This window comes from Arthrobacter sp. BGA-UO-ETr-C19, assembly GCF_059568005.1.
Genome location: NZ_JCAQPC010000022.1, coordinates 209191 through 235279 on the forward strand (window position 1 = coordinate 209191; position 26089 = coordinate 235279).

Here is a 26089-nt window from a genome sequence, read left to right on the forward strand (position 1 = left end):
CGTTCAAAAACGCTGTAATTGTGTGACAGAGCCGGTCAATGCGGCCTTTGGCGGTGACTACAGACTGCCTCAAGCCGGCGGCGATACAATCTGGGCAGGAGCACCCCAGACTAAGGACGCCATCCCATGCCACGCATATCGCCTTCCACAGGCACGGACTACGAACAGAACCACCAGGACGGTGCCGGGCCCGCCGCGGCTTCGGCCGGTGCTGCCGTACCGGCCATGACACGCGACCGCCCCTTCGGCTGGCTGCTGGTCATCACCGGCGTAGTGGGCTGGCTGGCATCCGGCATGCTGGTGCTGGAAAAGCTGGAGGTCCTCAAGGATCCCAACCACGCCACCATCTGCGACGTAAACCCCTGGATTTCTTGCGGGCAGGTCATGCAGACGTGGCAGAGCTCAGTCTTCGGTTTCCCCAACATGTTCATCGGAATTGTGGCCTTCGCCATCACGATCACCGTGGGAATGGCGCTGCTTGCCGGCGCCCGGTTCGAGCGCTGGTACTGGCTCGGGCTGCAGGCCGGCATCACCCTCGGCTTCATCTTCGTGGTGTGGCTGTGGTCCCAGGCGCTGTATTCCATCCGCATCCTGTGCCCGTTCTGCATGGTTGTCTGGGCAGCGATGATTCCGCTCTTTGTCTGGGTGACCGTGCGGAACGTAGTCCACGGGGTGATTCCGGCGCCGGCCGGCGTGGCCAAGATACTGGGCGACTCGGGCTGGATCATCTCGGCGCTGCTCTACGTTGCCGTGATTGCGACGATCTTCTTCGCGTTCATCCAGGTGTTCGCCGGCACCTCAGGCTTCTAGGCCAACGAAAAAAGCCCGAACTGGCAGCTAACGCCCTCAAATACAGCTTGTCGGGGCATTAGCTGCCAGTTCGCGCTTAACCTCCAGGAGGTCTTGGCGGCTTTAGGCCTGGAACCAGATCTTGATTTCGCGCTCGGCCGAGTCCACCGAGTCCGAGCCGTGGACGAGGTTCTGCTGGACCTTCAGGCCCCAGTCGCGGCCGAAGTCGCCGCGGATGGTGCCGGGGGCCGCCGTCGTGGGGTCGGTGGTGCCGGCCAGCGACCGGAAGCCTTCAATGACGCGGTGGCCTTCGAAGATCGCTGCGACCACGGGGCCGCTGAGCATGAACTCCACGAGCGGCTCGTAGAACGGCTTGCCCACGTGCTCCTCGTAGTGCTGCTCGAGCAGTTCCCGGCTGGCGTTGGTCTTCTTGAGTTCGGCCAGGGTGTAGCCCTTGGCTTCGATCCTCTTGAGGATTTCGCCGGTCAGGTTGCGGCTGACGCCGTCCGGCTTGATCAGGACAAGGGTGCGCTCAATGCTCACAGTTGCTCCAATGAGGTTGGTTGTGGGTTTCGACGGTAAGTCTACGGGGTCTGGCCCGAGCCTTCAGCCAGCGCCTTCATTGCCGGCGGCCTCCGGGTGGGTGGCCTCCCACTCGGCCTGCTCGCGGTCCCGCTGGGCGGCCTCGCGGTCAATCCGGATGCCGGCCCGGATGCCGTACCACCAGGCGATGGCGAACAGCGCGCCCACGAGGAACATCATGGGTTCCGCGAAGCCGCTGAGGATGAGCACCAGTTGCAGGACCCAGCCCAGCCCCACGCCCCACGGCCTGGACAGCACGGCGCAGGCCAGGATCAGCACCACGCTCAGTCCGATGCCCACGGAGAGGATCAGCGCGGGGGAGATCTCGGCGCGGCGCAAACCGAACACCGCCAGCGTGGCGAAGAAGACCACGAAGGCTTCCAGCAGCAGGACCGTCGAGGCGAACATGATCTTGGTGGACCGGCGCTTCTTGGGCATTCCCGGGCGCCATTCACGCTGCGCCTTGGTGAGCCGCGCCATCAGGCTGTTTCCTTGCCAAGCAGGATGCGGGCATCCGCCACCAGCGTGATGGAGCCCGTCACCAGCACGCCGCCGGCGAGGTCGTCGTTGGCTTCAGCGCGTTCAACGGCCCACTCCAATGCGTCGTCCAGCTTCTCGGCGATGTGCACGTTTTCCTCGCCAAAGCCGAGGTCGACGGCGAGCTCCGCCAGTTCCGTTGCTGGCACCGCCCGCGGGGAGTTGGACTGGGTGAAGCAGAATTCCTCCGCGAGGCCGCCCAGTGATTCCTTGAGCTGGCGCAGGATCTCCTCGGCGTCCTTTTCCTTGAGCACGCCCACCACGACCACCAGCTTGCTGAAGCTGAAGGCCTCCTGGATTGCCTCGGCCGAGGCCCGGATGCCGTCCGGGTTGTGGGCAGCGTCCACGATGATGGTGGGGGCTGTCCGCACAACCTCGAGGCGGCCCGGGGACGAGACGGTGGCGAAGGCCTCCTGCAGGACCTCCAGGGACAGTTCCTTCTCCCCGCCGCCAAGGAACGCCTCCAGGGCGGCCACGGCCACGGCGGCGTTCTCGGCCTGGTGGGCACCGTGCAGCGGGACCATGAGGTCCGGGTAGCGGCCGGCGAGGCCCTGGACGGTCACCACCTGTCCGCCGACGGCGACCTGCCGGGACTCGACGCCGAATTCCACGCCTTCGAAGCGGAACGGGACCTGCACCTCCTTGGCCTTCTCCAGCAGGACCTGCGCGGCGTCCAGCGGCTGGGCCGCGCTGACCAGGAAGCCGCCGGGCTTGATGATGCCGGCTTTCTCGTGGGCAATGTCCTCGGTGGTGTCGCCCAGCAGGTCGGTGTGGTCGAGGGAGATGGGGGTCACCACGGACACCTGGCCGTCGCCCACGTTGGTGGCGTCGGTGATGCCGCCGAGGCCCACCTCCATGATGGCCACATTGACCGGCTGGTCAGCGAACACGGCGAAGGCCAGGATGGTCAGGCACTCGAAGTACGTCAGCCGGGGCTGGCCCTCTGCGGTGAGTTCGTCGTCCACGATCTGCAGGTAGGGCCGGATCTCGTCCCAGATGCGCACGAACGTCTCGTCGGACACAGGCGCGCCGTCCAGGCTGATCCGCTCCGTCACCTTGGACAGGTGCGGGCTGGTGTAGCGCCCGGTGCTGAGGCCGTGGGCGCGGAGGCCGGCCTCGATCATCCGGGCCGTTGACGTCTTGCCGTTGGTGCCGGTGATGTGGATGATCGGGTAGGCCTTGTTGGGCTCCCCCAGCACATCCATGGCGCGGAACAGCGGGGCAAGCCGGGGCTCCATCTTGTTTTCCGGTGCCCGGCCCAGGAGCTCGGCGTAGACGCTCTCCACGGAGAATTCGTCGGTCATATCTCAGGCCTCTACTTTTTCGACAGTGATGCGCGGTTCCGCGGCGTCGGCAGGCACGGCCTCCAGCTCGAGCGTCAGCGTTTCGGTCTTCACCAGCTCGGCGTTCGCCAGCAGGGCGTCGATGACGTTCTGCGCGGCGTTCACGGTGGTCCGGATCCGGTCACTCACGTTCAGCGCGGCGTCCTTGCGCGCCTGCTGGATGGAACGGACCATGTCACGGGCAAGGCCTTCGGCCTCGAGCTCGGGGGTGACTTCGGTGTTCAGCACGACGAAACCTCCGCCTGGCAGCACCGCTACGGAGGCGGAACCGCCGTCGGACTCTGCCACCACGGTCTCCAGCGTGTATTCCTGCGGTTCCAGCTCAAGGCCGCCCGCGGTGACTACACCGGCGTCGGAGACCGACCAGTCTCCGAACTTGGAACCCTTGATGGCCAGCTGCACGTTTTTGCCGAGGCGCGGACCGGCGGCACGGGCGTTGACCACGAGTTTCTGCTCGATGCCGAACTCCTCCGGGGAGGCGCTGGCGGCGTCCAGGAGGCGGACCGAGCGCAGGTTCAGTTCGTCGGCGACGACGGCGGCAAAGCCTTCCAGCGCATCTGCTCCGGGTGCCACAACGGTAAGTTGCTGCAGCGGCAGGCGCACGCGAAGGTTGGCGGCCTTCCGCAGGGAGGATCCGGTGGAGCAGATCTGCTGCACGCGGTCCATCGCCTCAACCAGCGCGGCGTTGGACGGGAACAGCTCCGGGTCCGGCCAGTCGGCGAGGTGCACGGAGCGGCCGCCGGTGAGGCCGCGCCAGATCTCCTCGGAAACGAGCGGCAGCAGCGGGGCGGCCACGCGGCACACGGCCTCCAGGGCGGTGTACAGGGCGTCGAAGGCGTCGGCGTTCTCGTCGAAGAACCGCTGGCGGCTGCGGCGGACGTACCAGTTGGTGAGCATGTCCAGGTAGCTGCGGAGTTCGTCGCAGGCCCCGGAGATGTCATAGGTGTCCAGCTGGGCGGTCATGTTCCGGACGAGGTCGCCGGTGTTGGCCAGCAGGTACTGGTCCAGCGTGTCCGTGTACCCGTCGTACCGCAGCTGCGCGTCGTAGCCGTTCGCCTGTCCTGCAGCAGCGTTAGCGGCGTTCGTGTACAGGGTGAAGAAGCTGTACACGTTCCACAGCGGCAGGATGACCTGGCGGACACCGTCGCGGATGCCCTGTTCGGTGACCACGAGGTTGCCGCCGCGCAGGATGGGGCTGGACATGAGGAACCAGCGCATGGCGTCGGAGCCGTCGCGGTCCAGCACTTCGGAGACGTCCGGGTAGTTGCGCAGGCTCTTGGACATCTTCTGGCCGTCGGAGCCCAGCACGATGCCGTGGCTGATGACGTTCCGGAACGCCGGGCGGTCGAACAGCGCGGTGGACAGGATGTGCAGCATGTAGAACCAGCCGCGGGTCTGCCCGATGTACTCCACGATGAAGTCGGCCGGGTTGTGGGTGTCGAACCAGGCCTCATTCTCGAACGGGTAGTGCACCTGGCCGTAGGGCATGGAGCCGGAGTCGAACCAGACGTCCAGCACGTCCTCCACGCGGCGCATGACCGACTGGCCCTCTTCGGGGGTGCGGGGATCGTCCGGGTTGGGCCGGGTCAGCTCGTCGATGAACGGCCGGTGCAGATCCACCTGGCCATCCTTGTTCAGCGGCAGCCGGCCGAAGTCGGCCTCGATTTCCGCCAGGGAGCCGTACACGTCCGTGCGCGGGTACTCGGGATCGCTGGACTGCCACACCGGGATGGGGCTGCCCCAGTAGCGGTTGCGGCTGATGGACCAGTCCCGGGCGTTGGCGAGCCACTTGCCGAACTGGCCGTCCTTGACGTTGCCGGGGATCCAGTTGATTTCCTGGTTCAGCTCGGACATCCGGTCGCGGAACTTGGTGACCTCGACGTACCACGAGGAGACGGCGCGGTAGATCAGGGGGTTGCGGCAGCGCCAGCAGTGCGGGTAGCTGTGCTCGTAGCTGGCCTGGCGGACCAGGCGGCCCTGGGCACGGAGCACCTGGGTGATGGGCTTGTTGGCTTCGAAAACCTGCAGTCCGACGATGTCGTGCAGGTCGCCGTGGGCGAACAGGTGCAGGAACTTGGCGCCCTCGTCGACGGAGAGAACCACGGGGATGCCTGCTTCCTCACAGACCTTCTGGTCGTCCTCACCGTATGCCGGGGCCTGGTGGACGATGCCGGTGCCGTCGGTGGTGGTGACGTAGTCCGCCACGAGGAACTGCCAGGCGTTCTGGGTGCCGTACTTTTCGGTGTCGGCGAAGTCGTGCCACAGCGGCTCGTAGGTGAGCCCTTCGAGCTCGGCGCCGGTGTGGGTGGAGGTGACGGCGGCGGCCGCGGCCGCAGCATCGTCGTATCCGAGGTCCTTCGCGTAGGTGCCCAGCAGGTCCTCGGCGAGCAGGAAGCTTCCGGTGACGGGCGCGTCCGCCGAGGCGGCCTTGACGCCGTTCGGTCCGGCGGGCAGCACGGCGTAACTGATGGAAGGCCCGACGGCGAGCGCCAGGTTGGTGGGCAGCGTCCAGGGCGTGGTGGTCCAGGCGAGCGCCTGCACACCGGCCAGCTGCTGGGACAGTTCCGACTCCCCCGCCTTGACGGGGAACGTCACCGTGACGGTCTGGTCCTGGCGGTTCTTGTAGACGTCGTCATCCATGCGCAGCTCATGGTTGGACAGCGGCGTCTCATCCTTCCAGCAGTACGGCAGCACGCGGTAGCCGTTGTAGGTCAGGCCCTTCTCGTGCAGCTGCTTGAAAGCCCACAGCACGGACTCCATGTACTCGACGTTGAGTGTCTTGTAGTCGTTGTCGAAGTCCACCCAGCGGGCCTGGCGGGTGACGTAGGCCTGCCATTCGTTGGCGTACTTCATCACGGAGGCGCGGCAGGCGTCGTTGAACTTGTCGATGCCCATGGCCTCGATCTGGGTCTTATCCGTCATGCCCAGCTGTTTCATGGCTTCCAGCTCGGCGGGAAGGCCGTGGGTGTCCCAGCCGAAGCGGCGTTCAACGCGTTTTCCGCGCTGGGTCTGATAGCGGCCCACCAGGTCCTTGGCGTAGCCGGTGAGCAGGTGGCCGTAGTGCGGCAGGCCGTTGGCGAAGGGCGGGCCGTCGTAGAAGACGAATTCGTTGCTGCCGGGGGTGCCGCCGGGAAGGTCGGCGCTGCGCTGGTCGATGCTTGCCTGGAAGGTGCCGTCCTCGTCCCAGTACTTGAGGATCCGCTCTTCGATCTCCGGGAACTTCACGGAGGCGGACACTCCTGCAGAGGAGCCCGGACCGGACGGGACTGCTGAGGCCTTGGGGTAATACGTCATCTCGACATCCTGGGTTGAGCTGGTGAACAAGTGGATCATTCAGGATGCGAGGACGGCGCGTGCGCAGCCATGCGACTGCACCGGCACCGCGGTACCACCTCACTTACCGCCGACCAACCCTGAGGGAGTTCGACGACGGCCGCTCATTGCTGCTGTGACGGGCTTACCCGTCCGGTTCTACTGGCCTGGTCCCCCGCGATCGGTTGTCCGTACCGCGGGCCGGGTGTTCTTCCGGAAGCTCACCGGTGATGGCCGGGTCAAAGCTGTTGGCTCCAGTCTAACTGCTGTGGCCGCGGCGGCCATAACCATGAGCACCCTCGGCCTAGACTCGATCCATGACTGCTTCGGCCAGGGTGTTGGCGCTCTGCATTCTCCTGCCGGTCGCTTCGCTTTCGGTGTTCCGTGCCATTCCGGCCGAGTGGCCCACACAGGTGGTCCAGCTGCTGTCCTTCACGCCGTGGCTGGTGATTTTTGCCGCCCTTGCGCTGGCCCTGGCGCTGCTGGGCCGGCGGCTCGTGGTCACGGCCGCTGCCGTACTGCTCCTCGGAGCCCAGCTTTTCTGGCTGTGGGCGCCGGACGCAGGCAGAGCGGACGCGGGACAATCGGACGCGGGCGCGGCGGGCGCCGGCGGGTCCGCTTCCGGCAGCACCGTTCCGTTAACCGTGATGAGCATCAATTCCCGCTTCGGCAAGGCCGACGCCGCCGAGATCGTCCGGCTGGTCCGGGACAACGGGGTGGAACTGCTCGCTATCCAGGAGTACACCCAGTCGCTGGAGGACCGGCTGACCGCCGAGGGACTCGGGAGTCTCCTTCCCCACCGGATCAGCAGCCCCATGGAGAACGGCTCTGGCAGCGCAACGTACTCAAAGCACTCCATCCAAGCCATCGGGCTGATTCCCGACACACCGTTCCAGATGCCAACCTTCCGGCTGACCCTGCCAGCCGCCACGCTCGAGGTCACGAACGTGCACACCCTGCCCCCGGTGGATGTCCGCGTGGGTCAGTGGCGCAGCGACCTGGAATCGCTGGGCCGGCTGGTGGCCCGCAACGGGGCGGACGGCCAGGGCAATCTGCTGCTGCTCGGCGATTTCAACGCCACCTACGACCACTCCGAGTTCCGCAGACTGCTCGACGGCGGCCCGGGTGGCCGGAAGCTGGTGGACGTCGGCACGGCATCCGGCGCGCGGTTCACGCCCACCTGGCCGATGGACGGCCAGCCGCTGCCCGGCATCACCATCGACCACCTGATCACCAGTCCGCGCATTCCGGCGTCGGGCTATGACGTGCACCGCGTCGCCGGGACGGACCATGCGGCGGTGCTGGCCACGCTGGACCTTCCGGTGAACGGATAGAGACGGCGGGTTGGCCGGCTCAGGCCTGCTTGCGGATCAGCTTGTAGTTCGAGGCCTGAGCCACCGGCCGGATGACGATCTGGTCGAGGTTCACGTGGTGCGGTGCGCTCACGGCGTAGCGCACCACATCGGCCACGTCTCCGGCGGTGAGCGGCTTCTCCACGCCCTGGTACACCTTGCTGGCCGCCTGCGCGTCACCCAGCCGGTTGAGGGCGAACTCCTCGGTCTGGACGAGGCCGGGCGCAATCTCGATGACCCGGACGTTGTGCTCGGCCTCTTCCAGCCGCAGCGCCCCTGTCAGGGCATGCTGGGCGAACTTGGCGGCGTTGTAGCCGCCGCCGCCTTCGTAGGCATCCAGCCCTGCCGTCGACGTCAGGTTCAGGACGGTGCCCTCGCCGTTTTCGCGCAGCATTGGCAGGAAGGCACGGGTGAGCTTCATGGTGCCGAGGACGTTCACGCGGTACATCCACTCCCAGTCGTCGGTCACGGCCTGCCCCACACGGTCCGCCCCGCGGGCACCGCCGGCGATATTGACCAGCGTGTCGATCCCGCCGGCGGAGGTCACCTCTGCCAGCAGGCGGGCCACGTCTCCGTCCTCGGCGATGTCCGCGGCCAGGGCGACGGCGCCGGTCTCGGCTTCCAGCGCGGCCAGGCGTTCCTGGCGGCGGGCGACGGCGTACACGGTCCAGCCGTCGGCGCGGAGCGCGCGCACCGTGGCCTCGCCGATGCCGGAGCTGGCGCCCGTAACGAGGGCTGCTTTGTTGCTGGACACGTCGGAGCTTGCGGAAACCTCAGTCATGGCACCACCCTAGCGCCAAGCGTTGGTGGGCGAGCCCAATGTTTACTTCCGCGAACCGCTGACTTTCCCGGGCCGTTGACTTTGCCGGGCTGTTGACTGTGCCAGGCCACGTGCTGCCAGGAACTCCAGCAGGACCCTGGCATGGTTCACCTCCGGATCCCGGGCGGCGTACAGCAGCGTCACCGTCCCGTGCTTCGCCGCGAGTTCCAGGAGCTGGTCCACCGCCGGATTGCCCGCCAGCTCGTCCCCGTACCGGGCACGGAAGTCCTCGAACCGGTCCTGCATGTGGGCGAATTCCTGCCGCAACGGCGGCGACGGCGCGACATCCTTGAGCCACAGCTCCAGCTGCGCCCGTTCCTTACTGACCCCGCGCGGCCAGAGCCTGTCCACCAGGACCCGGCAGCCGTCGTCGTCCGCTGGTTCCTCATAGATGCGTTTGATCGCAAAGGAAGCGTCTGCTTTGGTCATAGGCCGCATGCTACTCCCGGCGTCCGGCAGCGGGCACGCACTGCAGGGCAGGAAACAAATGCCCGGCAGGAAACAATTGCCCGGCATGAAACAATTGCCCGGCATGAAACAATTGCTCCATGGCTGAATCAACGCAGGGTACAGACACGCCCGCCACCGCCCCCATCAACGTTCCCGACAAGCCGGCCCTGGAAGGCCTGGAGGCTGCCCTTACGCAGCGCTGGCTCGAGGAAGGAACCTACCGGTTCGACCCGGACACCACCCGGGAACAGGTCTACTCGATCGACACTCCTCCGCCCACCGCGTCCGGTTCCCTCCACGTGGGCCACATGTTCTCCTTCACGCAGACCGACGTGCAGGCCCGCTACATGCGCATGACCGGCAAGAACGTCTTCTACCCCATGGGCTGGGACGACAACGGCCTGCCCACCGAGCGCCGTGTCCAGAACTACTACGGTGTCCGCTGCGATCCCGCCATCCCGTACAACCCTGATTACCAGCCGCCGGCACAGCCGGCGAAGAACCAGCGGGACTTCGACGTCGTCTCCCGGCAGAACTTCATCGAACTCTGCGAGGAACTCGCGGTCGAGGACGAAAAGGTCTTCGAGAACCTGTTCCAGACCCTCGGCCTGTCCGTTGACTGGAACCTCACCTACCGCACCATCGATGACACCTCCCGGGCCGTCTCCCAGCGCGCGTTCCTAGCCAACCTGGCCGCCGGCGACGCCTACATGGCCGAGGCCCCCACCCTCTGGGACGTCACGTTCCGCACCGCCGTGGCGCAGGCCGAGCTCGAGGACCGTGAGGTGCCCGGTGCGTACTACCGCTACCCTTTCTTCACCGCCGACGGCGAGAAAATCTTCATCGAGACGACCCGTCCCGAACTGCTCGCGGCCTGCGCCGCCCTGGTGGCAAACCCCGACGACGAGCGTTACAAGCCGCTGTTTGGCAAGACCGTGAAGTCCCCGCTGTTCGACGTCGAACTGGAGGTCAAGGCCCACCCACTGGCCAAGGCGGACAAGGGCTCTGGCATCGCGATGGTCTGCACCTTCGGTGACCTGACCGACGTGACCTGGTGGCGCGAACTCCAGCTCCCCACCCGGGCGATCGTGGGCCGCGACGGGCGCATCCTCGCCGAGACTCCGGAGTGGATCACCACGGATGCCGGCCGCGAGGCCTACGCCGCGATCGCCGGCAAGACGGTCTTCTCCGCCAAGGAGGCCGTGGTGGAGCTGCTCACGGCAGCCGGCCTCCTCGACGGCGAGCCCAAGAAGATCACCCACCCCGTGAACTTCTTTGAGAAGGGTGACAAGCCCCTCGAGGTGGTCACGTCCCGGCAATGGTACATCCGCAACGGCGGCCGCGACGAGGACCGCCGCGAACGCCTGATCGGCCGCGGGCAGGACATCGACTTCCACCCGTCCTTCATGCGCTCCCGGTACGAGAACTGGATTGCCGGCCTCAACGGTGACTGGCTGGTCTCCCGCCAGCGCTTCTTCGGCGTGCCGATCCCGGTCTGGTATCCGCTGGACGCCCAGGGCAACCCGGACTACGACAACCCTGTCCTGCCGTCCGATGACCTGCTGCCGGTGGACCCGGCGGCCGACACCGCACCGGGCTACGACGAGTCCCAGCGTGACCAGCCCAACGGCTTCACCGGTGACGCTGACGTGCTGGACACCTGGGCCACCTCCTCCCTGACCCCGCAGATCGTGGGCGGCTGGAGCCGGGACGAGGACCTGTTCGCCAAGGTGTTCCCGTTCGACTTGCGCCCGCAGGGACACGACATCATCCGCACCTGGCTGTTCTCCTCCGTCGTACGCGCCGATGCCCTGCAGAACGTCGCGCCCTGGAAGCATGCGGCCATCTCCGGCTGGATCCTGGACCCGGACCGCAAGAAGATGTCCAAGTCCAAGGGCAACGTGGTGGTGCCGACGGACGTCCTGAACGAGTACGGCTCCGACGCCGTCCGTTACTGGGCTGCCTCCGCACGACTGGGCGCCGACACGGCCTACGAGATCGCCCAGATGAAGATCGGCCGCCGCCTGGCCATCAAGCTGCTGAACGCCTCGAAGTTCGTCCTGAACCTTGGCGCCACGGAGAACTCGGTGGTCTCCACGGACCTGTCCGTCCTGACCAATCCCCTGGACCGGGCATTGCTGGCGCAGCTCTCCGACGTCGTGGCCCAGGCCACCAAGGCGTTCGACAACTACGACTACGCCCGCGCCTTGCAGATCAGCGAATCCTTCTTCTGGCAGTTCACCGACGACTACGTCGAACTGATCAAGGACCGCGCCTACGGTGCCGCCGGCGAGACCGGGCAGGCCTCCGTGCTGGCTGCCCTGGCCACCGCACTGGATTCGCTGCTGCGCCTCTTCGCGCCGTTCCTGCCCTTTGCCACCGAAGAGGTCTGGAGCTGGTGGCGGGCCGGCTCCGTGCACCGTGCCGCCTGGCCGGCGCCGCTGGAGATCACCGACGGCGACACCGGCATGCTGGGCACCGTGGGCATTGCGCTCAGCGGTATCCGGAAGGCTAAGTCCGAGGCCAAGGTCAAGCAGCGCACCGAGGTCCTGTCGGCGACGATCACCGCCCCGGAGTCGCTCGTGGCCCAGCTTCAGGCAGGCCTTGGGGACCTCAAGGCCGCGGCCAATGCGCAGGAGATCTCGCTCAACGCGGGAGAGGGCGAGCTGACGGTCAGCAACGTGGAGCTGGCCCCGGCCGAGGAGCCGGCTCAGGCCTAGCCAGCCCTGGCTGAACACTTCGAAGCCCCATCAGCGCCTGGCGCTGGTGGGGCTTCGGTTTTTGGGCAAAGTTTTTTGGGCAAAGGGGAAGCCCCATCAGCGTTTTGCCGTTGGTGGGGCTTCGACTTTTCGGCTGTCTGGTGACATCTTTGACAGTCTGGCAAGATCCTTGGAAATTTCAGGTCTTCCTACCTTGTCACTGGTAGCCTGCTTCTAACTTTGCCGAAGGCTGCGTTGGAAGCATGTCACTGAATCTTTGGTTCTTGCGTCTCACTTCTTTCGAAGTGGGTAAGTTCTATCTTTGTCCTCCGGTTCCGGATGCGCAAGAGCCCCGGTAGAACTACTCTCATGTAGTTCTACCGGGGCCCTGAAACGCCCCCGACGTCGGCCCGTCGGGGTCAGTCAAAAGAGATCAGTCGAAGGCGGGGCTTTCGGTGCGGCTGCGCTTGATCTCAAAGAAATGCGGGTAGGCCGCAAGGGTCACCGACGCGTCCCAGATCTTCCCGGCTTCCTCTCCCCGCGGAATACGGGTGAGGACAGGTCCGAAGAACGCGGTGCCGTTGAAGGCCACCACCGGGGTTCCGACGTCCTGGCCCACCAGCGAGATGCCCTTTTCGTGGCTGGCCCGAAGCTGGGCATCGTACTCGTCGGAGTCAGCGACGGCAGCCAGTTCGGCGGGAAGGCCGCATTCGGCCAGGGCCTTGCTGATGACGATCGAGAAGTCCTTCTGGCCGCCGTCGTGGATTTGCGATCCCATGGCGTCATACAACGGCTTGACCACGTGGTCGCCATGCTGCTCCTGCGCGGCGATGATGACCCTGACCGGGCCCCAGGCCTTGTCCATGGCTTCACGGTACTTGGGGTCGAGGTCGCGGCCCTCGTTCAGCACGGACAGGCTCATGACATGCCACTCCGTCTTGATGTCACGGACGCCCTCCACCTCGCCGATCCAGCGGGAGGTGACCCAGGCGAACGGGCAGAGGGGGTCGAACCAGAAGTCGGCCTTGTTGGCGGCGGTCTCAGACACAGCAAATCTCCTCAGGGAAGTCTTCGGGGTGTGGCGCGCCACAAAGCCGTAGTCGCAGGGCGCGCTTAAGGGACAGCGAAAGACTGGGTGGATTTATTCCGATTGGGGGGACTTATTCCGGTTAGGCGGACTTGTTCCGACGTTTGGCCACGACGTCGTGCGTGATCATGGTGGGCTGGGCCTTCTTGGCAACCATGTCCGCCGTGATGACCACGCTGGCGATGTCGTCCCTGCTGGGCAGGTCGAACATGACCGGCAGGAGGACTTCCTCCATAATGGCGCGCAGTCCGCGGGCTCCGGTTCCCCGTTCCAGGGCCTGGTCGGCAATCAGGTCAAGGGCGGCGTCGTCGAACACCAATTCCACACCGTCCAGCTGGAACATCTTCTGGTACTGCTTGACCAGGGCGTTCTTGGGCGTGGACAGGATCTGGATCAGGGCCGGACGGTCAAGGCTGGACACGGTGGTGATGACCGGCAGGCGGCCGATGAACTCCGGAATAAGCCCGAACTTCAGCAGGTCTTCCGGCATCACTTCGCCGTAGGAGTCGGTGTTCTTGACCTCGTTCAGCGGCGCGCCGAACCCGATGCCCTTGCGGCCGGAGCGGGAGCCGATGATGTCCTCCAGGCCGGCAAAGGCACCGGCGACGATGAACAGGACGTTGGTGGTGTCGATCTGGATGAATTCCTGGTGCGGGTGCTTGCGGCCGCCCTGCGGGGGAACCGAGGCAACCGTTCCTTCCAGGATCTTCAGCAGGGCCTGCTGCACGCCCTCGCCCGAAACGTCGCGTGTGATCGAAGGGTTTTCGCTCTTGCGCGAGATCTTGTCGATCTCGTCGATGTAGATGATGCCCTGTTCGGCCTTCTTGACGTCATAGTCGGCGGCCTGGATGAGCTTGAGGAGGATGTTCTCCACGTCCTCGCCCACATACCCGGCTTCAGTCAGGGCAGTGGCGTCGGCAACGGCAAAGGGCACGTTCAGCCGGCGCGCCAGGGTCTGCGCGAGGTAGGTCTTGCCGCAGCCGGTGGGGCCGATCAGGAGGATGTTGGACTTCGCGATTTCAACGTCGTCGTGGTGGACGCCCTCCGCCAGTGTGCCGCTCTTGGGCGCATGGCCGGCCTGGATCCGCTTGTAGTGGTTGTAAACCGCCACGGCGAGGGAACGTTTGGCGGGCTCCTGGCCAATGACGTATTCCTGCAGGAAGTCAAAGATCTCGCGGGGCTTGGGCAGTTCGAAACTGCCCAGATCAGCGACCTCTGCGAGTTCTTCCTCGATGATCTCGTTACAGAGCTCGATGCACTCGTCGCAGATGTAGACGCCGGGCCCGGCAATGAGCTTGCGCACCTGCTTCTGGCTCTTGCCGCAGAAAGAGCACTTGAGCAGATCCGCGCTCTCGCCAATCCGAGCCATATGTGAACCCCTTAGTATCTTGCCGCAAGGGCAGCTTTGCACCGGTTGCTGGAATCACAGCCCTACCTGGCGGATCCGGCAATGATTACATCCACTCTAGGTCACATTCGGCCCGAGGGGTGGAAACCGGGCGCCGGTGCGGTTCAAAAATCTAAACCGCACCGGCGTCCGTTACTGCTATTTATCCGGCATTGGCCCGTATTTAGCGGGCAAGTGCCTGCGGCTTGATCTTGCGGGAATCGAGGACCTGGTCGATCAGGCCGTAATCCTGTGCCTCGGCGGCGGTGAGGATCTTGTCCCGCTCGATGTCGTTGTTGACCTGTTCCGGCGTCCGGCCGGAGTGCTTGGCCAGGGTGTCCTCCAGCCAGGTCCGCATGCGCATGACTTCGGCCGCCTGGATCTCCAGGTCGGACGCCTGTCCGCCCTGGCCGCCGGACAGCGCCGGCTGGTGGATCAGGACGCGGGCGTTGGGCAGTGCGAGCCGCTTGCCCGGCGTTCCCGCGGCCAGCAGCACGGCCGCGGCACTTGCCGCCTGGCCCAGGCACACGGTCTGGATCTCAGGACGGATGTACTGCATGGTGTCGTAGATCGCGGTCATGGCGGTGAAGGAGCCGCCTGGCGAGTTGATGTAGAGGGTGATGTCGCGGTCCGGGTCCGTGGACTCCAGCACCAGCAGCTGCGCCATGATGTCATCGGCAGAGGCGTCGTCCACCTGGACACCCAGGAAGATGATGCGGTCCTCGAAGAGCTTGGTGTAGGGGTCCTGGCGCTTGAAGCCGTACGGGGTGCGCTCCTCGAACTGCGGCAGAACGTAGCGGCTTGTCGGCAGGTTACCGGCAGACGATCCGAAATTGTAGTTCATGTTCATTGCTCCTGGATTCAGTTCTGTCTTGATGCCGGTTAGCTCTGGCCGTTGGATGAGGCGTTCTGGGTTCCGCCGCCGCCGGCGACAGATCCCGCGTGCGCCGAGATCTTGTCGAAGAAGCCGTATTCGAGCGCTTCGGTGGCGGTAAACCACTTGTCGCGGTCGTTGTCCTTGAGGATGGTTTCCACGGTCTGGCCGGTCTGGTCGGCCGTGAGCTCAGCCATAACCTTCTTCATGTGGAGGATCAGCTCGGCCTGGATCTTGATGTCCGAAGCCGTTCCGCCGATGCCGCCGGAAGGCTGGTGCATCAGGATGCGGGCGTTCGGGGTGGCGTACCGCTTGCCCTTGGTGCCGGAGGACAGCAGGAACTGTCCCATAGAGGCAGCCAGGCCGGTGGCGACGGTAACGACGTCATTGGGAATGAACTGCATGGTGTCGTAGATGGCCATGCCGGCCGTCACCGAGCCGCCGGGAGAGTTGATGTAGAGGTAGATGTCCTTGTTGGGATCCTCTGCGGACAGCAGCAGCAGCTGTGAGCAGATGGCGTTCGCGTTCTCGTCGCGGACCTCGGAGCCAAGCCAGATGATGCGCTCTTTCAGCAGGCGGTTGTAGATGTAGTTGTCCTGGGCTGCAGGATCGACGGTTGCCATGCGGGGGGCCGCTGCTTGCTGTGACATGTGTACTTACCTCTCGCTGGTGACGGTGACATCACTGAACGACATCACTGAACTTCACTACTTGGACACTAACCGCTTTCGGAGCGGATTTGTTCGTCGGAATCGCGCTGTTCGCTGACGGCGCACGATTGCCCGCGGGAGCTGTACAGCCGCTGTTAACGGGCCAGCCCCCGGATCCGAGGACCCGGGGGCTGGCGCCGCTGATGCGTGTGGCTGCTAGAACTTCACGGCCGCGGGATCGTCATTCGCGACGGTCTCGCCGGCTGCCTCTTCAGCTTCGGTTTCTGCTTCGGCTTCGACGGCCGGAGCCTCTTCGCCGCCGGGGCGGACGAAGTCGCTCAGGTCGACCTTGTTGCCCTCGGAGTCGGTGACCTCGGCCTGGCCCAGGACGACGGCCAGCGCCTTGCGGCGGCGGACCTCGGAGACCATCATGGGGACCTGGCCGCTCTGGTCGATGATCTGGGCGAACTGGTTCGGGTCCATGCCGTACTGGCTGGCGGTGGTGACGATGTAGTCGATCAGCTCGTTCTGGCTGACGCCCACTTCTTCCTTCTCGGCGATGGCGTCGAGGATGATCTCGTTCTGGAAGGCGCGCTCGGTGTTGGCCTTGACCTCGGCGCGGTGCTCTTCGGTGTCGTGCTCGCCTTCACCGTGGGAGTTCTCGGCCTTGAAGTGCTGCTCGAGCTGCTCTTCGACGACGGACTCCGGAACCGGAACCTCAACCAGCTCAACGAGCTTGTCCAGGACCTTGTCGCGGGCTTCGACGCCCTGCTCGACGACCTTGGAGTCGGCGGCCTGCTTGGCGAGGTCCTCGCGCAGTTCGGCCAGGGTGTCGAACTCGGAAGCCAGCTGGGCGAAGTCATCGTTCGCCTCAGGCAGCTCGCGCTCCTTGACGGACTTGACCACAACCTTGACCTGGGCGGACTCGCCGGCGTGGTCGCCACCAACAAGGGTGGTGTCGAAGATGGCGTCCTCGTCAGCGCTCAGGCCGGTGACGGCCTCGTCCATGCCCTCGAGCATGGTGCCGGCGCCAACCTGGTAGGACAGGCCGGACGCAGAGTCCACCTCGGCGCCATCGATGGTTGCCGTGATGTCGATGCTGAGGAAGTCGCCGTCAGCGGCCGGGCGCTCTACGGTCTTGAGCGTGCCGAAGCGGCCGCGCAGTTCGTCCAGGGCCTTGTCGACGTCGGCGTCCGAGGACTCAGCTGCGGCAACCTCGACCTTGATGCCGGCGTAGTCGGGCAGTTCGATTTCGGGGCGGACGTCAACCTCGGCCTGGAACTTCAGCTCGCCGTCGGTGGCGGAGGGGTCCGGAACCTCGGTGATCTCAACCTCGGGACGGCTCAGGGGGTGGATGCCGGATTCCTGGACGGCCGCCTGGTACCAGCCGTTGAGGCCTTCGTTGATGGCGGTCTCCAGGACGTAGCCGCGGCCGACGCGCTGGTCGATCAGCTTGGCGGGAACCTTGCCCTTACGAAAGCCAGGAACCTGGATCTGCGAAGCAACAGTCTTGTATGCCTCGTCGATGCTGGGCTTCAATTCCTCAAAGGGGACCTCAACATTGAGCTTGACCCGCGTGGGGGTGAGGTTCTCGACAGCGCTCTTCACGGTCTAAGTACTCCTGGTTTTGTTGGATGGGTTCTGCAAACGCGTTGTTGTGACCAGGCCTGGGGCCCGGGCCGCAGAGTCGGGGTGACAGGATTTGAACCTGCGACTTCCTGCTCCCAAAGCAGGCGCTCTAGCCAAGCTGAGCTACACCCCGTAATGCACAGGACAGTCTACGTTCATCCCTGCCGCGTTTGCACATTTGACACCGGGGGCATGAATTAGGTTTAGTTATATCCGGCTTGAACAGCCGACCGAAGAAAAGCCCAATGGCCGACGCCGGAACGCTTTCCTCGGGGACGTAGCTTAATGGTAAAGCCTCAGTCTTCCAAACTGATTACGCGGGTTCGATTCCCGTCGTCCCCTCCAAACGGAAGAGGCCCCTCGACGAGGGGCCTCTTTTGCGTTAAGCCCTGAGGGGGCCGGGGCTTAGGGCAGCGGGATAGTTACCTGCCTGCCCCCTTGCCAGGGCGCGGGTACTTGCTCGCTGTCCCGCAGCGCGTCTGCAATGGCGGCCACGATCTGGTCCGTCTGGCCGGGCGTCAGGAATTGTCCCAGCGCCGGGTTGGTCGGAATGGCACCAAGCGCCCCGGTCCCTAGGGACAGGTCCGCTGCGGGCAGCAGGTGCACGGTGCGGCCTGCATTATCTGGGCATGTGCGCCGCACATGGCCCGCACGATGTCGGCCGGGGTTCCGGTTTGCGAAGGAGCCGCAAGCCACTGGCGCTCCAGGCGCCTGGCACAGACCCGTGCCCACGAATACTCCCGTACGGGCCCGTCAGTCATCGTCCGTCACCTCCCGCCCGCAGCCGGTCAGCTCAGGCGGGCTGCTGGCAGGACGGGCACCAGTACAGTTTGCGGGCGGCGTGTTCGGCCAGGGCAACCGCCGTGCCGCAGACGAGGCAGGGCTGGCCATGGCGGCGGTAGACAAAATGCGCCTCCTCCCCCGGCGGAAGCTGGTCACTCCGGGTCCAGAAGCCGGCGGTGGTCGTGATGATCCGCCCGTCCCTGACGCCGTCGGCCATCACGGCGGCGGTGTCGTCCCAGAGGAGGCCGGCGGCGTCCGCCGTGAGCGCGCGGCCGGGAAGCAGGGGGTCGAGCCGGCCCCGGAACAGCACTTCGGCCCGGTAGACGTTCCCGACGCCGGCAATCACCTTCTGGTCCATCAGCAGCGTGGCGAGCGGCGTCCGCTTCGCCAGGATGCGCCGCACGAAGTCGTCCCGGCTGCCGCCGGTGTTGTGGAGAGGGTCGGGGCCCAGCCTGTCCAGCACCGCTCCCGTCTCGGCCTCGGTGATGGCCGCGCAGGTGGTGGCGCCCCGCAGGTCGGCCCAGCCATGGTCACTGACCAGCCGCACCCGCACGGCTCCCACCGGCGCCGGCGGTCCGGCATACTCGGCCGGAGCAGTACCGTTTGTGGGACCAGTACCGCCGTCGGACACTTCCCGCTCCCCCACCCTTCGGGGCGCGCCAATGCTGGATGCACCGCGGAACTGGCTGTCGCCACCGAAATCCCAGGCACCGTAAAGGCCCAGATGGACGTGCAGCACCAGCCCGTGCTCGAAGTGCAGGAACAGGTGCTTGCCGTGGGCCGACGCGTGCATCATCGTGTGCCCGTCCAGCAGGGCGGCGCCGGCGGCAAAGCGGCCCTGGGGGCTGCTGACAGCCAGCCGCCCGCCGGCAAACACGTCACCGAACTGGCGGGCCAGCCGGTGTATGGAGTGGCCTTCCGGCACTATTCGACGATCTCGCCGGTGGTTTCGTAGGTGGCGATCTTGCCGATGCGGCGGACGTGCCGCTCGTCGTTGCTGAAGGGCTCCCGCAGGAAGGCCTCGATCAGGGACGTGGCCTCCTCGACGCTGTGCTGGCGCCCGCCGACGGCCACGACGTTGGCATCGTTGTGCTCGCGGGCCAGTGTGGCGGTGGCGTGGTTCCAGGCCAGGGCGGCACGGACACCCTTGACCTTGTTGGCGGCGATCTGCTCACCGTTTCCGGATCCGCCCAGCACGATGCCCAGGGCGTGGACGCCTGCTTCCTGGTCCGCCACCACTGCGAGCGCCGCGTTGATGCAGAACGACGGGTAGTCGTCCAGGGCGTCGTATTCCTGGGGGCCGTGATCCACCACGTCGTAGCCGTTCGCCGTCAGGTGCTTGACCAGGTGGGCGCTCAGCTCCATGCCGGCGTGGTCGGTGGCGATGTGGACCCGCGGAAATGCAGGGTTTGTGGTCACGGTAGCTTCCGTTCAGTCATGAGCACCGGGGGGCAGCCGGGCTGGTACAGGTCAAATCAACAGATCCAAGAGTACTCGGTGTGCCTGCGCCGGCGAGTTGCCGCCCGCCCAGTTACGCGGCGGTTACGCTTCCGCGTCGCCCTGGGCTGGCGGGCGGGTGTCCGGCGGGCGGGTGTCGCGGCGTGCCCTTGCCGCAACGCGGGTCAGGACCTCCGCCAGAAGGGCGGCGGAGTCGGGATTTCCGCCACTTACGGCGAGCCGGTGGCCGTCGGTCTTGCGGACGACGACGGCGGGGCCGCTGCTGACGAGCACCGCTGCGGTTCCGTCGTGGTTCCGGTAGCCCCAGCCGCCGTAGTCGGCGGCGCGGACGTCCGCAGGATGGGCTGCAGAGATGGCGGTCGCGGGGACATCGATGACGCGCAGGATGCCGGCGAGGAAAACGCGAAGTCCGCTGCGGTCCGCGGTGACCCTGGCGAACAGGAACGCGGCACCAACCAGGGCAGCCGCCACAAGCATGGCCCCCAGCCACGGCACGGCGATGGCAATCAGCGACGCGGGAAACAGGCTGGCGATGGCGATCATGACGAAGACGGAGCTGCGTGCATGCACCCAGAACCGTACGGAATCCCCGGCAAGATCCGGGTCGAGCTCGTGCTCCAGCGCCTGCTGCAGGGCGCGGTCATCCTCCGGGGTCCATTGGTGGTCCGCCTTGAAGACGAACCCGATGATGACCCCCAGGGACAGCGCGGCACCGCTGCCCGAGGCCAGGACAATCACATCCACGCTGGATTCCCGGGCGTCCGCCACCCCGGCCTGGCCTACCAGGGCGGCCGCCAGCACGGCGGTGACAAAGAGGCTCACCGTCAGCCCTGCGCCCATCATGATCCGACGCATGACCGTCGGCCGCGAGAGCGGCACAGCCTGCAGCAGCACCAGCCAGCCGACGAGGACAATCAGGGCGGCCCCGCCGCCCACAAAGGCGGGGAACGGCGCGAAGGCGGTACCGCCGTCGTTATTCCACATGACCGCCAGCGGCTCCGGCAGGTCCGGCCGCAACAGCACGGCACAGACCGCGAACCCGGCAGCAAGCAACACTGGGAAGCCGATCGCGAACCGCAGCGCCTTGGTGTCCACAGCATCGAGGATCTTTCCCATGCCTTAACGCTACCCCTGCGCGGGCCGGCTGGAGAGGACTCCCGCAGGCAGTGAACCAGTGAAGTGAGCCAGGTAACTTGCCAAGCGGCGACGAAATGAAACAATGGCTTCACAGTGATGCATCAGCGCTCGTGAACACCGTGCGCGACAGCCGCGGGCCGGGCCTGTCCGGCCACCACAACCTCTGGAGGCACAACCTTGCCAGGCATGAACCTGACCCGCGCCGAAGCACGCGAGCGCGCCGCCCTGATCGCCGTCGACTCCTACGATGTCAGCCTCGACCTGGCCAGGGGCGAGACAGTCTTCGGTTCCACCACCACCGTCAAGTTCACGGCAACGCCCGGATCGTCGACGTTCATCGACGCCGTGACGGACGCCGTCCACAGCGTGACGCTGAACGGCCGCGAACTGGACCCCGTTGAGGTGTCCGACGGCGTCCGGATCAAGCTGCCGGACCTTGCTGCGGACAACGAGCTGACCGTGGTGGCGGATGCTCCCTACATGAACACCGGCGAAGGCCTGCACCGCTTCGTGGACCCGGTGGACGGCGAGGTGTACCTGTACACGCAGTTCGAGGTGCCGGACTCGCGCCGGATGTTCGCCGTCTTTGAACAGCCCGATCTCAAGGCCACCTTCCGGTTCCGCGTCACCGCGCCCTCGCACTGGGATGTCATCTCCAATTCCCCGACGCCGGAGCCGGTGGCGGCTGCCCCGGGGAACGACGGCGGCGCGCGCTCGGTTTGGGACTTTCCGCCCACGCCGCGCCTGTCCTCCTACGTCACCGCTCTGGTCGCGGGACCGTACCAGTCGGTGCGCAGCGACGTCACCAGTACGGATGGCCGCGTTGTGCCGCTGGGCGTCTTCGCCCGCAAGTCCCTCATGCAGTACCTGGACGCCGACAATATCTTTGAGCTCACCCGGCAGGGATTCGAATTCTTCGAGGCCGAATTCGGCTGCCCGTACCCGTTTGAGAAGTACGACCAGCTTTTTGTGCCGGAGTTCAACTCCGGCGCCATGGAAAACGCCGGCGCGGTCACCATCCTCGAGGGCTATGTGTTCCGCGGGAAGGTCCCGGAGGCGCAGGTGGAACGCCGCGCCATTACCGTGCTGCACGAACTGGCCCACATGTGGTTCGGCGACCTGGTGACCATGCGCTGGTGGAACGACCTCTGGCTCAACGAGTCCTTCGCCGAATACATGTCGCACCTGGCAGCGGTGGAGAACACCAAGTTCCAGAGCGCCTGGACCACGTTTGCCTCGGTGGAAAAGTCATGGGCGTACCGCCAGGACCAGCTCCCCACGACGCACCCGATCTTCGCCGAAATCAACAACCTGCATGACGTCGAGGTGAACTTCGACGGCATCACCTACGCCAAGGGCGCCTCCGTACTGCGTCAGCTTGTGGCCTGGGTGGGGCCGGACAAGTTCATGGCCGGCATGCGCGAATACTTCGCCAAGCATTCCTGGCGGAACACCGAGCTCGGCGACCTGATGGTCGAGCTGGAAAAGGCCAGCGGACGCGACTTGGACCAGTGGGGCCGCCTGTGGCTGGAAACGGCCGGCGTGAACTCGCTCAAGCCGGAGCTGGCAGTGGATGCGGACGGCACCATCACGTCCTTTGCCATCCTGCAGTCCGCGGTTGCCGAGCAGCCCACCATCCGCCCGCACCGCCTGGCAGTGGGGTTCTATGACCTCACCGACGAGGGCACGCTGGAGCGCGTGCACCGTGAGGAGCTGGACGTCGACGGCGAACGCACCGAGGTGCCGGAACTGGCCGGGCTCAAGCGGCCGGACCTGATCCTGCTCAACGACGATGACCTCGCCTACGCCAAGGTGCGCCTGGACGAGCAGTCCCTCGCCACGGCCACGGCGCACCTGAAGGACTTCCGGGAGAGCCTGCCGCGGACCCTGGTGTGGGGCTCGGCCTGGGACGCCGCGCGGGACGGGGAAAGCCCCGCCCGCGGATACGTCGACCTGATCCTGGCCAACATCGCGTCCGAGTCTGATTCCTCCGTGATCCTGGTGCAGCTGCGCCAGCTGGCCACCACACTCACCTTCTACGTGGCCGAGGAGCACCGTGAAGCAACCACCGTTGCCGCCGTCGACCGGCTATGGGAACTGGCAACGGATGCGCCGGGCGGCTCGGACGCCCAGCTGCAGTTCGTCAAGTCGTTCGCACTCCTGGCCCGCAGCGGGCAGCAGCTGGACCAAATCGCCGGGCTCCTGGACGGCTCGGTCACCCTCGCCGGGCTGACCGTGGACCAGGACCTCCGCTGGGAGCTGGTGGCCGCCCTCGTGGCCGGCGGCCGGCTGGACCAGGCGGACATCGACGCAGAGCTGGAGCGGGACAATACTTCCAGCGGCCAGAACGCGGCCGCCCTGGCGAAGGCTGCCATCCCCACCCCGGAGGCGAAGGCGGAGGCGTGGGAGTCGATCGTGGTCAAGGGCGATCTCTCCAACGCGATCCAGGCTTCGGCCGTGGCCGGCTTCACCCGCGTCCTGGACACAGCGCTGCTCGAGCCATACGCGGAGAAGTACTTCGAGGCCGTGCCCGGGATCGTCGCCGAACGGACATTTGCCCTGGCGCAGCAGATCGTTCTCGGACTGTACCCGGCGCAGCTGACAACCCAGGCCACCGTGGACCGGACCGACGCATTCCTGGCGTCCCTGCCGGACGAGAGCGCCGCGCTGCGGCGGATGATGCTGGAAAACCGCGACGGCGTGGCCCGGGCGCTCCGGGCCCGCGCCGCGGACGTCTAGGCAGGATCCGTGGCACTCGACGAGCACCACTATTCGCTGACGGTCCGCTGGACCGGCAACCTGGGAAGCGGCACGTCGTCGTACCGGGATTACTCCAGGGACCACGACGTCGAGATTCCGGGGCTGCCGGTCCTGCAGGGCTCGGCCGACCCAACCTTCCACGGCGACCGCTCCCGGTACAACCCTGAGCAACTGCTGCTGACGGCGCTGGCGCAGTGCCACATGCTCTCCTTCCTGCACGTTGCGGTGAGGCATGGCGTGGTGGTCCTGTCATATGAGGACAACGCCACCGGCATGATGCGGCTGAACCGCGACGGCAGCGGCCAGTTCGAAACCGTGACGCTCCGCCCGCAGGTGACGGTTGCGGACCCGGAGCACATTGCGCTGGCCGAACAGATGCACCATGAGGCCAACCAGGTGTGTTTCATTGCCCGTAGCGTAAATTTCCCCGTCCTGCACGCTCCCGTTACCACAGCCGGAAGTCCTTAGCCAGCCGCAGACCCCGCTAGGCTTAAAAGCAACCAAGGAGCGGCCGGTCCCCCGGTACACGAGGAGACCGGCCGCCGCCGGACAGCAGCAAGGAGCCTTCCTGCAGATGTACAGCATGTTCACAACGCCCTCGGCCTCACTGGAGCCCACCGGACTTGACTTGGCCGGCGTGGCCATCAGCCTGGGCGCAGGCATCGTCCTGTGGCTGATCGCGAGTTTCCTGATCGCCAGGATCACCCGGCGTGTGGCGAACGGCACGACACTGTTCAAGAAACCGCACTTCCGCTGGGTGGCGCCGGCGTTGCGCGCCCTGGACCATGAACGGCGCGTGCAGCGGGCCCAAACAATTGGCTCGCTGCTGAAGAGCGGCATCGGGGTGGTCATCGCGGTCATCACCAGCATCTACATGCTGAAGAATCTCGACGTCGATGTGGCGCCGCTGCTGACCAGCGTGGGAATCCTCGGTATCGCCATCGGCTTTGGCGCGCAGCAGCTGATCAGGGACTTCCTCGCCGGCATCTTCATCACCATCGAAGACCAGTACGGCATCGGCGACACCATTGAAACCAGCGAGGTGGTGGGCATCGTGGAGTCGATCGGGCTGAGGATCACGCGCGTCCGCGACGAGAACGGCGCCATCTGGTACCTCCGCAACGGTGAGATCCTCCGGGTAGGCAACCGTTCCCAGGGAAACTACGTCCCGCCCGCCGAGCCGGACGATTCGGCCGATGCCGAGCACGCACCCCAGCAGAAGGCCGGAGAGTAGCCATGACCGTTCCATCCCTTCCCACCCCGCCGGAGCCGGGCGTCCGCAAGCCGCTGATGCGCAACGACCCCTTCAGCCAGCCGGGCTACACGGACAACTTCTACGACGCCGTCGGCGGCCATGAGACGTTCGTGAAGCTCATTGACGTCTTTTACGACGGCGTTGCCACCGATCCGTTGCTGCGTCCCATGTATCCGGAAGAGGATCTGGGCCCGGCCAAGCGGCGGTTCCTGATGTTCCTGGAGCAGTACTGGGGCGGCCCCACCACCTACGGCGAGGAACGCGGCCATCCCCGGCTGCGGATGCGCCACATGCCGTTCCGGGTGACGCCGGAGGCCAAGGACCGGTGGCTGCACCACATGCGGACGGCGGTCGATTCCCTGGACCTGCCGCCGCTGCATGAGGGCACGCTGTGGGACTACATGGAACGCGCCGCACTCTCCATGGTGAACAGCCCCTCCGACGCCCAGGGCTAGAGCAGGCCGGCGCCCGTCCGCGCCAGCACGTGGCCGCGGCTGCCGCTGAGCCGGAACCAGCGACCGGAACGGTAAAGCTTCTGTTCGTCCCCGGCCAGTTCGTCCCCGCCCAGGAATCCCAGGGCGAGGGCGGCGAACGCCGCTCCGGCCGGCACGCCGTGCCGCCCCTCCAGCCCGCGTCCCCAGACGGCGGCCCGGGCATTGTTCACGATCATGGCTCCGGGCTTGTCGGGGACGATGCCTGCCACCTCGGCGATGCCGGCCTCGGCAACCTGCCGCAGCTCGGCGCCTGGCACGGAGTCCACCAGTTCCCAGCCGCTGCGCGGCGCACCCACGCCGGCCCATGATTCGGTGACGGTCGACGGCGGGACCGGAAGATCGGCGTCGTTCTCCCCTGCCCGGGCCAGCCGGTCCAGGACGGCAGCGAGCGGAACCGTGACGTCAACGGAGGACGGCTCTGCCAGCCCCATGGTGCGCAGGCCGAGAATTGTGGGGGTCGACTCCCCCAGGATCCGTGGGCGGAGCACGCAGACGTAGGCTGCCAGTACCGTGCCGGCCGCCTGCAGGCGGATGGCGCCGTCATCGATGGCCTTGGCACGGGTGGCGAAGGTCTTCAGATCGGCGAGGTCGCGGGGGTCGGCGAAGCGGAAGGACTGGGTAAGGAGATCAGACACGTTAAGAACACTACCGGCTGGGGTCCGGTTGAGCGGTGCCGGGGCGCCGTCTAGAG

At 66.1% G+C, this 26089-nt stretch carries 23 protein-coding genes and 2 tRNA genes; 8 read left to right on the top strand and 17 right to left on the bottom strand.

Going from position 1 to position 26089, the window contains the following annotated elements; genetic code table 11:
• The first annotated feature begins 126 nt into the window (after positions 1-126).
• Entirely contained in the window at positions 127-810 is a 684-nt protein-coding gene (locus AC57BR_RS15865) for a vitamin K epoxide reductase family protein (RefSeq protein WP_496362209.1), read from the top strand.
• A gap of 102 nt (positions 811-912) precedes the next feature.
• Here AC57BR_RS15865 and ndk read toward each other — a convergent pair whose 3' ends face one another.
• The 4 genes from ndk to ileS form a co-directional block, all read right to left on the bottom strand.
• Positions 913-1332 (bottom strand): nucleoside-diphosphate kinase, encoded by a 420-nt coding sequence (gene ndk / locus AC57BR_RS15870; protein WP_111905605.1) that lies wholly within the window; start codon positions 1330-1332, stop codon positions 913-915.
• Positions 1333-1395: 63 nt separating this feature from the next.
• Entirely contained in the window at positions 1396-1851 is a 456-nt protein-coding gene (locus tag AC57BR_RS15875; RefSeq protein ID WP_496362211.1) for a DUF4233 domain-containing protein, read from the bottom strand.
• Positions 1851-3212: a bifunctional folylpolyglutamate synthase/dihydrofolate synthase gene (locus AC57BR_RS15880; protein ID WP_496362213.1), complete on the bottom strand. Its 1362-nt coding sequence runs from the start codon at positions 3210-3212 to the stop codon at positions 1851-1853. Before AC57BR_RS15880 ends, AC57BR_RS15875 begins: the two co-directional genes overlap by 1 nt.
• 3 nt (positions 3213-3215) lie before the next feature.
• Positions 3216-6545, bottom strand: coding sequence for an isoleucine--tRNA ligase (gene ileS, locus AC57BR_RS15885; protein ID WP_496362215.1), 3330 nt, complete (start codon positions 6543-6545; stop codon positions 3216-3218).
• Positions 6546-6880: 335 nt separating this feature from the next.
• Here ileS and AC57BR_RS15890 point away from each other — a divergent pair, with 335 nt between their 5' ends.
• Positions 6881-7897 (top strand): endonuclease/exonuclease/phosphatase family protein, encoded by a 1017-nt coding sequence (locus AC57BR_RS15890; protein WP_496362217.1) that lies wholly within the window; start codon positions 6881-6883, stop codon positions 7895-7897.
• A 19-nt stretch (positions 7898-7916) separates the two neighbouring features.
• Here AC57BR_RS15890 and AC57BR_RS15895 read toward each other — a convergent pair whose 3' ends face one another.
• Together AC57BR_RS15895 and AC57BR_RS15900 are read right to left on the bottom strand one after the other, a co-directional pair.
• Positions 7917-8696 carry an SDR family oxidoreductase gene (locus AC57BR_RS15895; RefSeq protein ID WP_496362219.1) on the bottom strand — a complete coding sequence of 260 codons (780 nt, stop codon included), beginning with the start codon at positions 8694-8696 and terminating at the stop codon, positions 7917-7919.
• A 42-nt stretch (positions 8697-8738) separates the two neighbouring features.
• Positions 8739-9164: a DUF488 domain-containing protein gene (locus tag AC57BR_RS15900; RefSeq protein WP_496362221.1), complete on the bottom strand. Its 426-nt coding sequence runs from the start codon at positions 9162-9164 to the stop codon at positions 8739-8741.
• A gap of 119 nt (positions 9165-9283) precedes the next feature.
• On the opposite strand from AC57BR_RS15900, the gene valS reads away from it, so the two are divergent.
• Positions 9284-11905, top strand: coding sequence for a valine--tRNA ligase (gene valS, locus AC57BR_RS15905; RefSeq protein WP_496362223.1), 2622 nt, complete (start codon positions 9284-9286; stop codon positions 11903-11905).
• 412 nt (positions 11906-12317) lie between these two features.
• Here the strand turns inward: valS and AC57BR_RS15910 are convergent, their stop codons facing one another.
• The 6 genes from AC57BR_RS15910 to AC57BR_RS15935 all read right to left on the bottom strand — a co-directional run bounded on the left by AC57BR_RS15910 (position 12318) and on the right by AC57BR_RS15935 (position 17644).
• Positions 12318-12932: a mycothiol-dependent nitroreductase Rv2466c family protein gene (locus AC57BR_RS15910; RefSeq protein ID WP_496362225.1), complete on the bottom strand. Its 615-nt coding sequence runs from the start codon at positions 12930-12932 to the stop codon at positions 12318-12320.
• 121 nt (positions 12933-13053) lie between these two features.
• Positions 13054-14340: an ATP-dependent Clp protease ATP-binding subunit ClpX gene (gene clpX / locus AC57BR_RS15915; RefSeq protein WP_496362227.1), complete on the bottom strand. Its 1287-nt coding sequence runs from the start codon at positions 14338-14340 to the stop codon at positions 13054-13056.
• Positions 14341-14542: 202 nt separating this feature from the next.
• On the bottom strand, positions 14543-15202 hold the full coding sequence (locus AC57BR_RS15920; protein ID WP_111905627.1) for an ATP-dependent Clp protease proteolytic subunit: 660 nt from the start codon (positions 15200-15202) through the stop codon (positions 14543-14545).
• A 38-nt stretch (positions 15203-15240) separates the two neighbouring features.
• The gene (locus tag AC57BR_RS15925; protein ID WP_003803391.1) at positions 15241-15855 is read right to left on the bottom strand and encodes an ATP-dependent Clp protease proteolytic subunit; all 615 of its coding nucleotides are present in this window, start codon (positions 15853-15855) and stop codon (positions 15241-15243) included.
• Between the two features lie 243 nt (positions 15856-16098).
• Complete coding sequence (tig, locus tag AC57BR_RS15930) at positions 16099-17490, bottom strand: trigger factor (RefSeq protein WP_496362229.1); 1392 nt, start codon at positions 17488-17490, stop codon at positions 16099-16101.
• A gap of 79 nt (positions 17491-17569) precedes the next feature.
• Positions 17570-17644 (bottom strand) — tRNA-Pro (locus tag AC57BR_RS15935).
• A gap of 138 nt (positions 17645-17782) precedes the next feature.
• On the opposite strand from AC57BR_RS15935, the gene AC57BR_RS15940 reads away from it, so the two are divergent.
• Positions 17783-17856, top strand: a tRNA-Gly gene (locus AC57BR_RS15940).
• Positions 17857-17916: 60 nt separating this feature from the next.
• On the opposite strand, the gene AC57BR_RS15945 is transcribed toward AC57BR_RS15940, so the two are convergent.
• From AC57BR_RS15945 to AC57BR_RS15960, 4 genes are all read right to left on the bottom strand, one after another.
• Positions 17917-18117: a hypothetical protein gene (locus tag AC57BR_RS15945; RefSeq protein WP_496362231.1), complete on the bottom strand. Its 201-nt coding sequence runs from the start codon at positions 18115-18117 to the stop codon at positions 17917-17919.
• Positions 18118-18304: 187 nt separating this feature from the next.
• Complete coding sequence (locus tag AC57BR_RS15950) at positions 18305-19219, bottom strand: Fpg/Nei family DNA glycosylase (RefSeq protein ID WP_496362233.1); 915 nt, start codon at positions 19217-19219, stop codon at positions 18305-18307.
• Entirely contained in the window at positions 19219-19713 is a 495-nt protein-coding gene (locus AC57BR_RS15955; protein WP_496362235.1) for a ribose-5-phosphate isomerase, read from the bottom strand. The genes AC57BR_RS15950 and AC57BR_RS15955 overlap by 1 nt, the downstream gene beginning before the upstream one ends.
• Before the next feature lie 123 nt (positions 19714-19836).
• Positions 19837-20868, bottom strand: coding sequence for a hypothetical protein (locus AC57BR_RS15960; RefSeq protein ID WP_496362237.1), 1032 nt, complete (start codon positions 20866-20868; stop codon positions 19837-19839).
• Positions 20869-21075: 207 nt separating this feature from the next.
• On the opposite strand from AC57BR_RS15960, the gene pepN reads away from it, so the two are divergent.
• The 4 genes from pepN (at position 21076) to AC57BR_RS15980 (ending at position 25359) form a co-directional block, all read left to right on the top strand.
• The gene (pepN, locus tag AC57BR_RS15965) at positions 21076-23628 is read left to right on the top strand and encodes an aminopeptidase N (protein ID WP_496362239.1); all 2553 of its coding nucleotides are present in this window, start codon (positions 21076-21078) and stop codon (positions 23626-23628) included.
• Positions 23629-23637: 9 nt separating this feature from the next.
• Positions 23638-24117 carry an OsmC family protein gene (locus tag AC57BR_RS15970; RefSeq protein ID WP_496362241.1) on the top strand — a complete coding sequence of 160 codons (480 nt, stop codon included), beginning with the start codon at positions 23638-23640 and terminating at the stop codon, positions 24115-24117.
• A 106-nt stretch (positions 24118-24223) separates the two neighbouring features.
• Positions 24224-24883, top strand: coding sequence for a mechanosensitive ion channel family protein (locus AC57BR_RS15975; protein WP_496362243.1), 660 nt, complete (start codon positions 24224-24226; stop codon positions 24881-24883).
• Positions 24884-24885: 2 nt separating this feature from the next.
• Complete coding sequence (locus AC57BR_RS15980; RefSeq protein WP_496362245.1) at positions 24886-25359, top strand: globin; 474 nt, start codon at positions 24886-24888, stop codon at positions 25357-25359.
• On the opposite strand, the gene AC57BR_RS15985 is transcribed toward AC57BR_RS15980, so the two are convergent.
• Entirely contained in the window at positions 25356-26033 is a 678-nt protein-coding gene (locus AC57BR_RS15985; RefSeq protein ID WP_496362247.1) for a DUF8185 domain-containing protein, read from the bottom strand. The two genes, AC57BR_RS15980 and AC57BR_RS15985, sit on opposite strands and share 4 nt — an antisense overlap.
• Between the last annotated feature and the right edge of the window lie 56 nt (positions 26034-26089).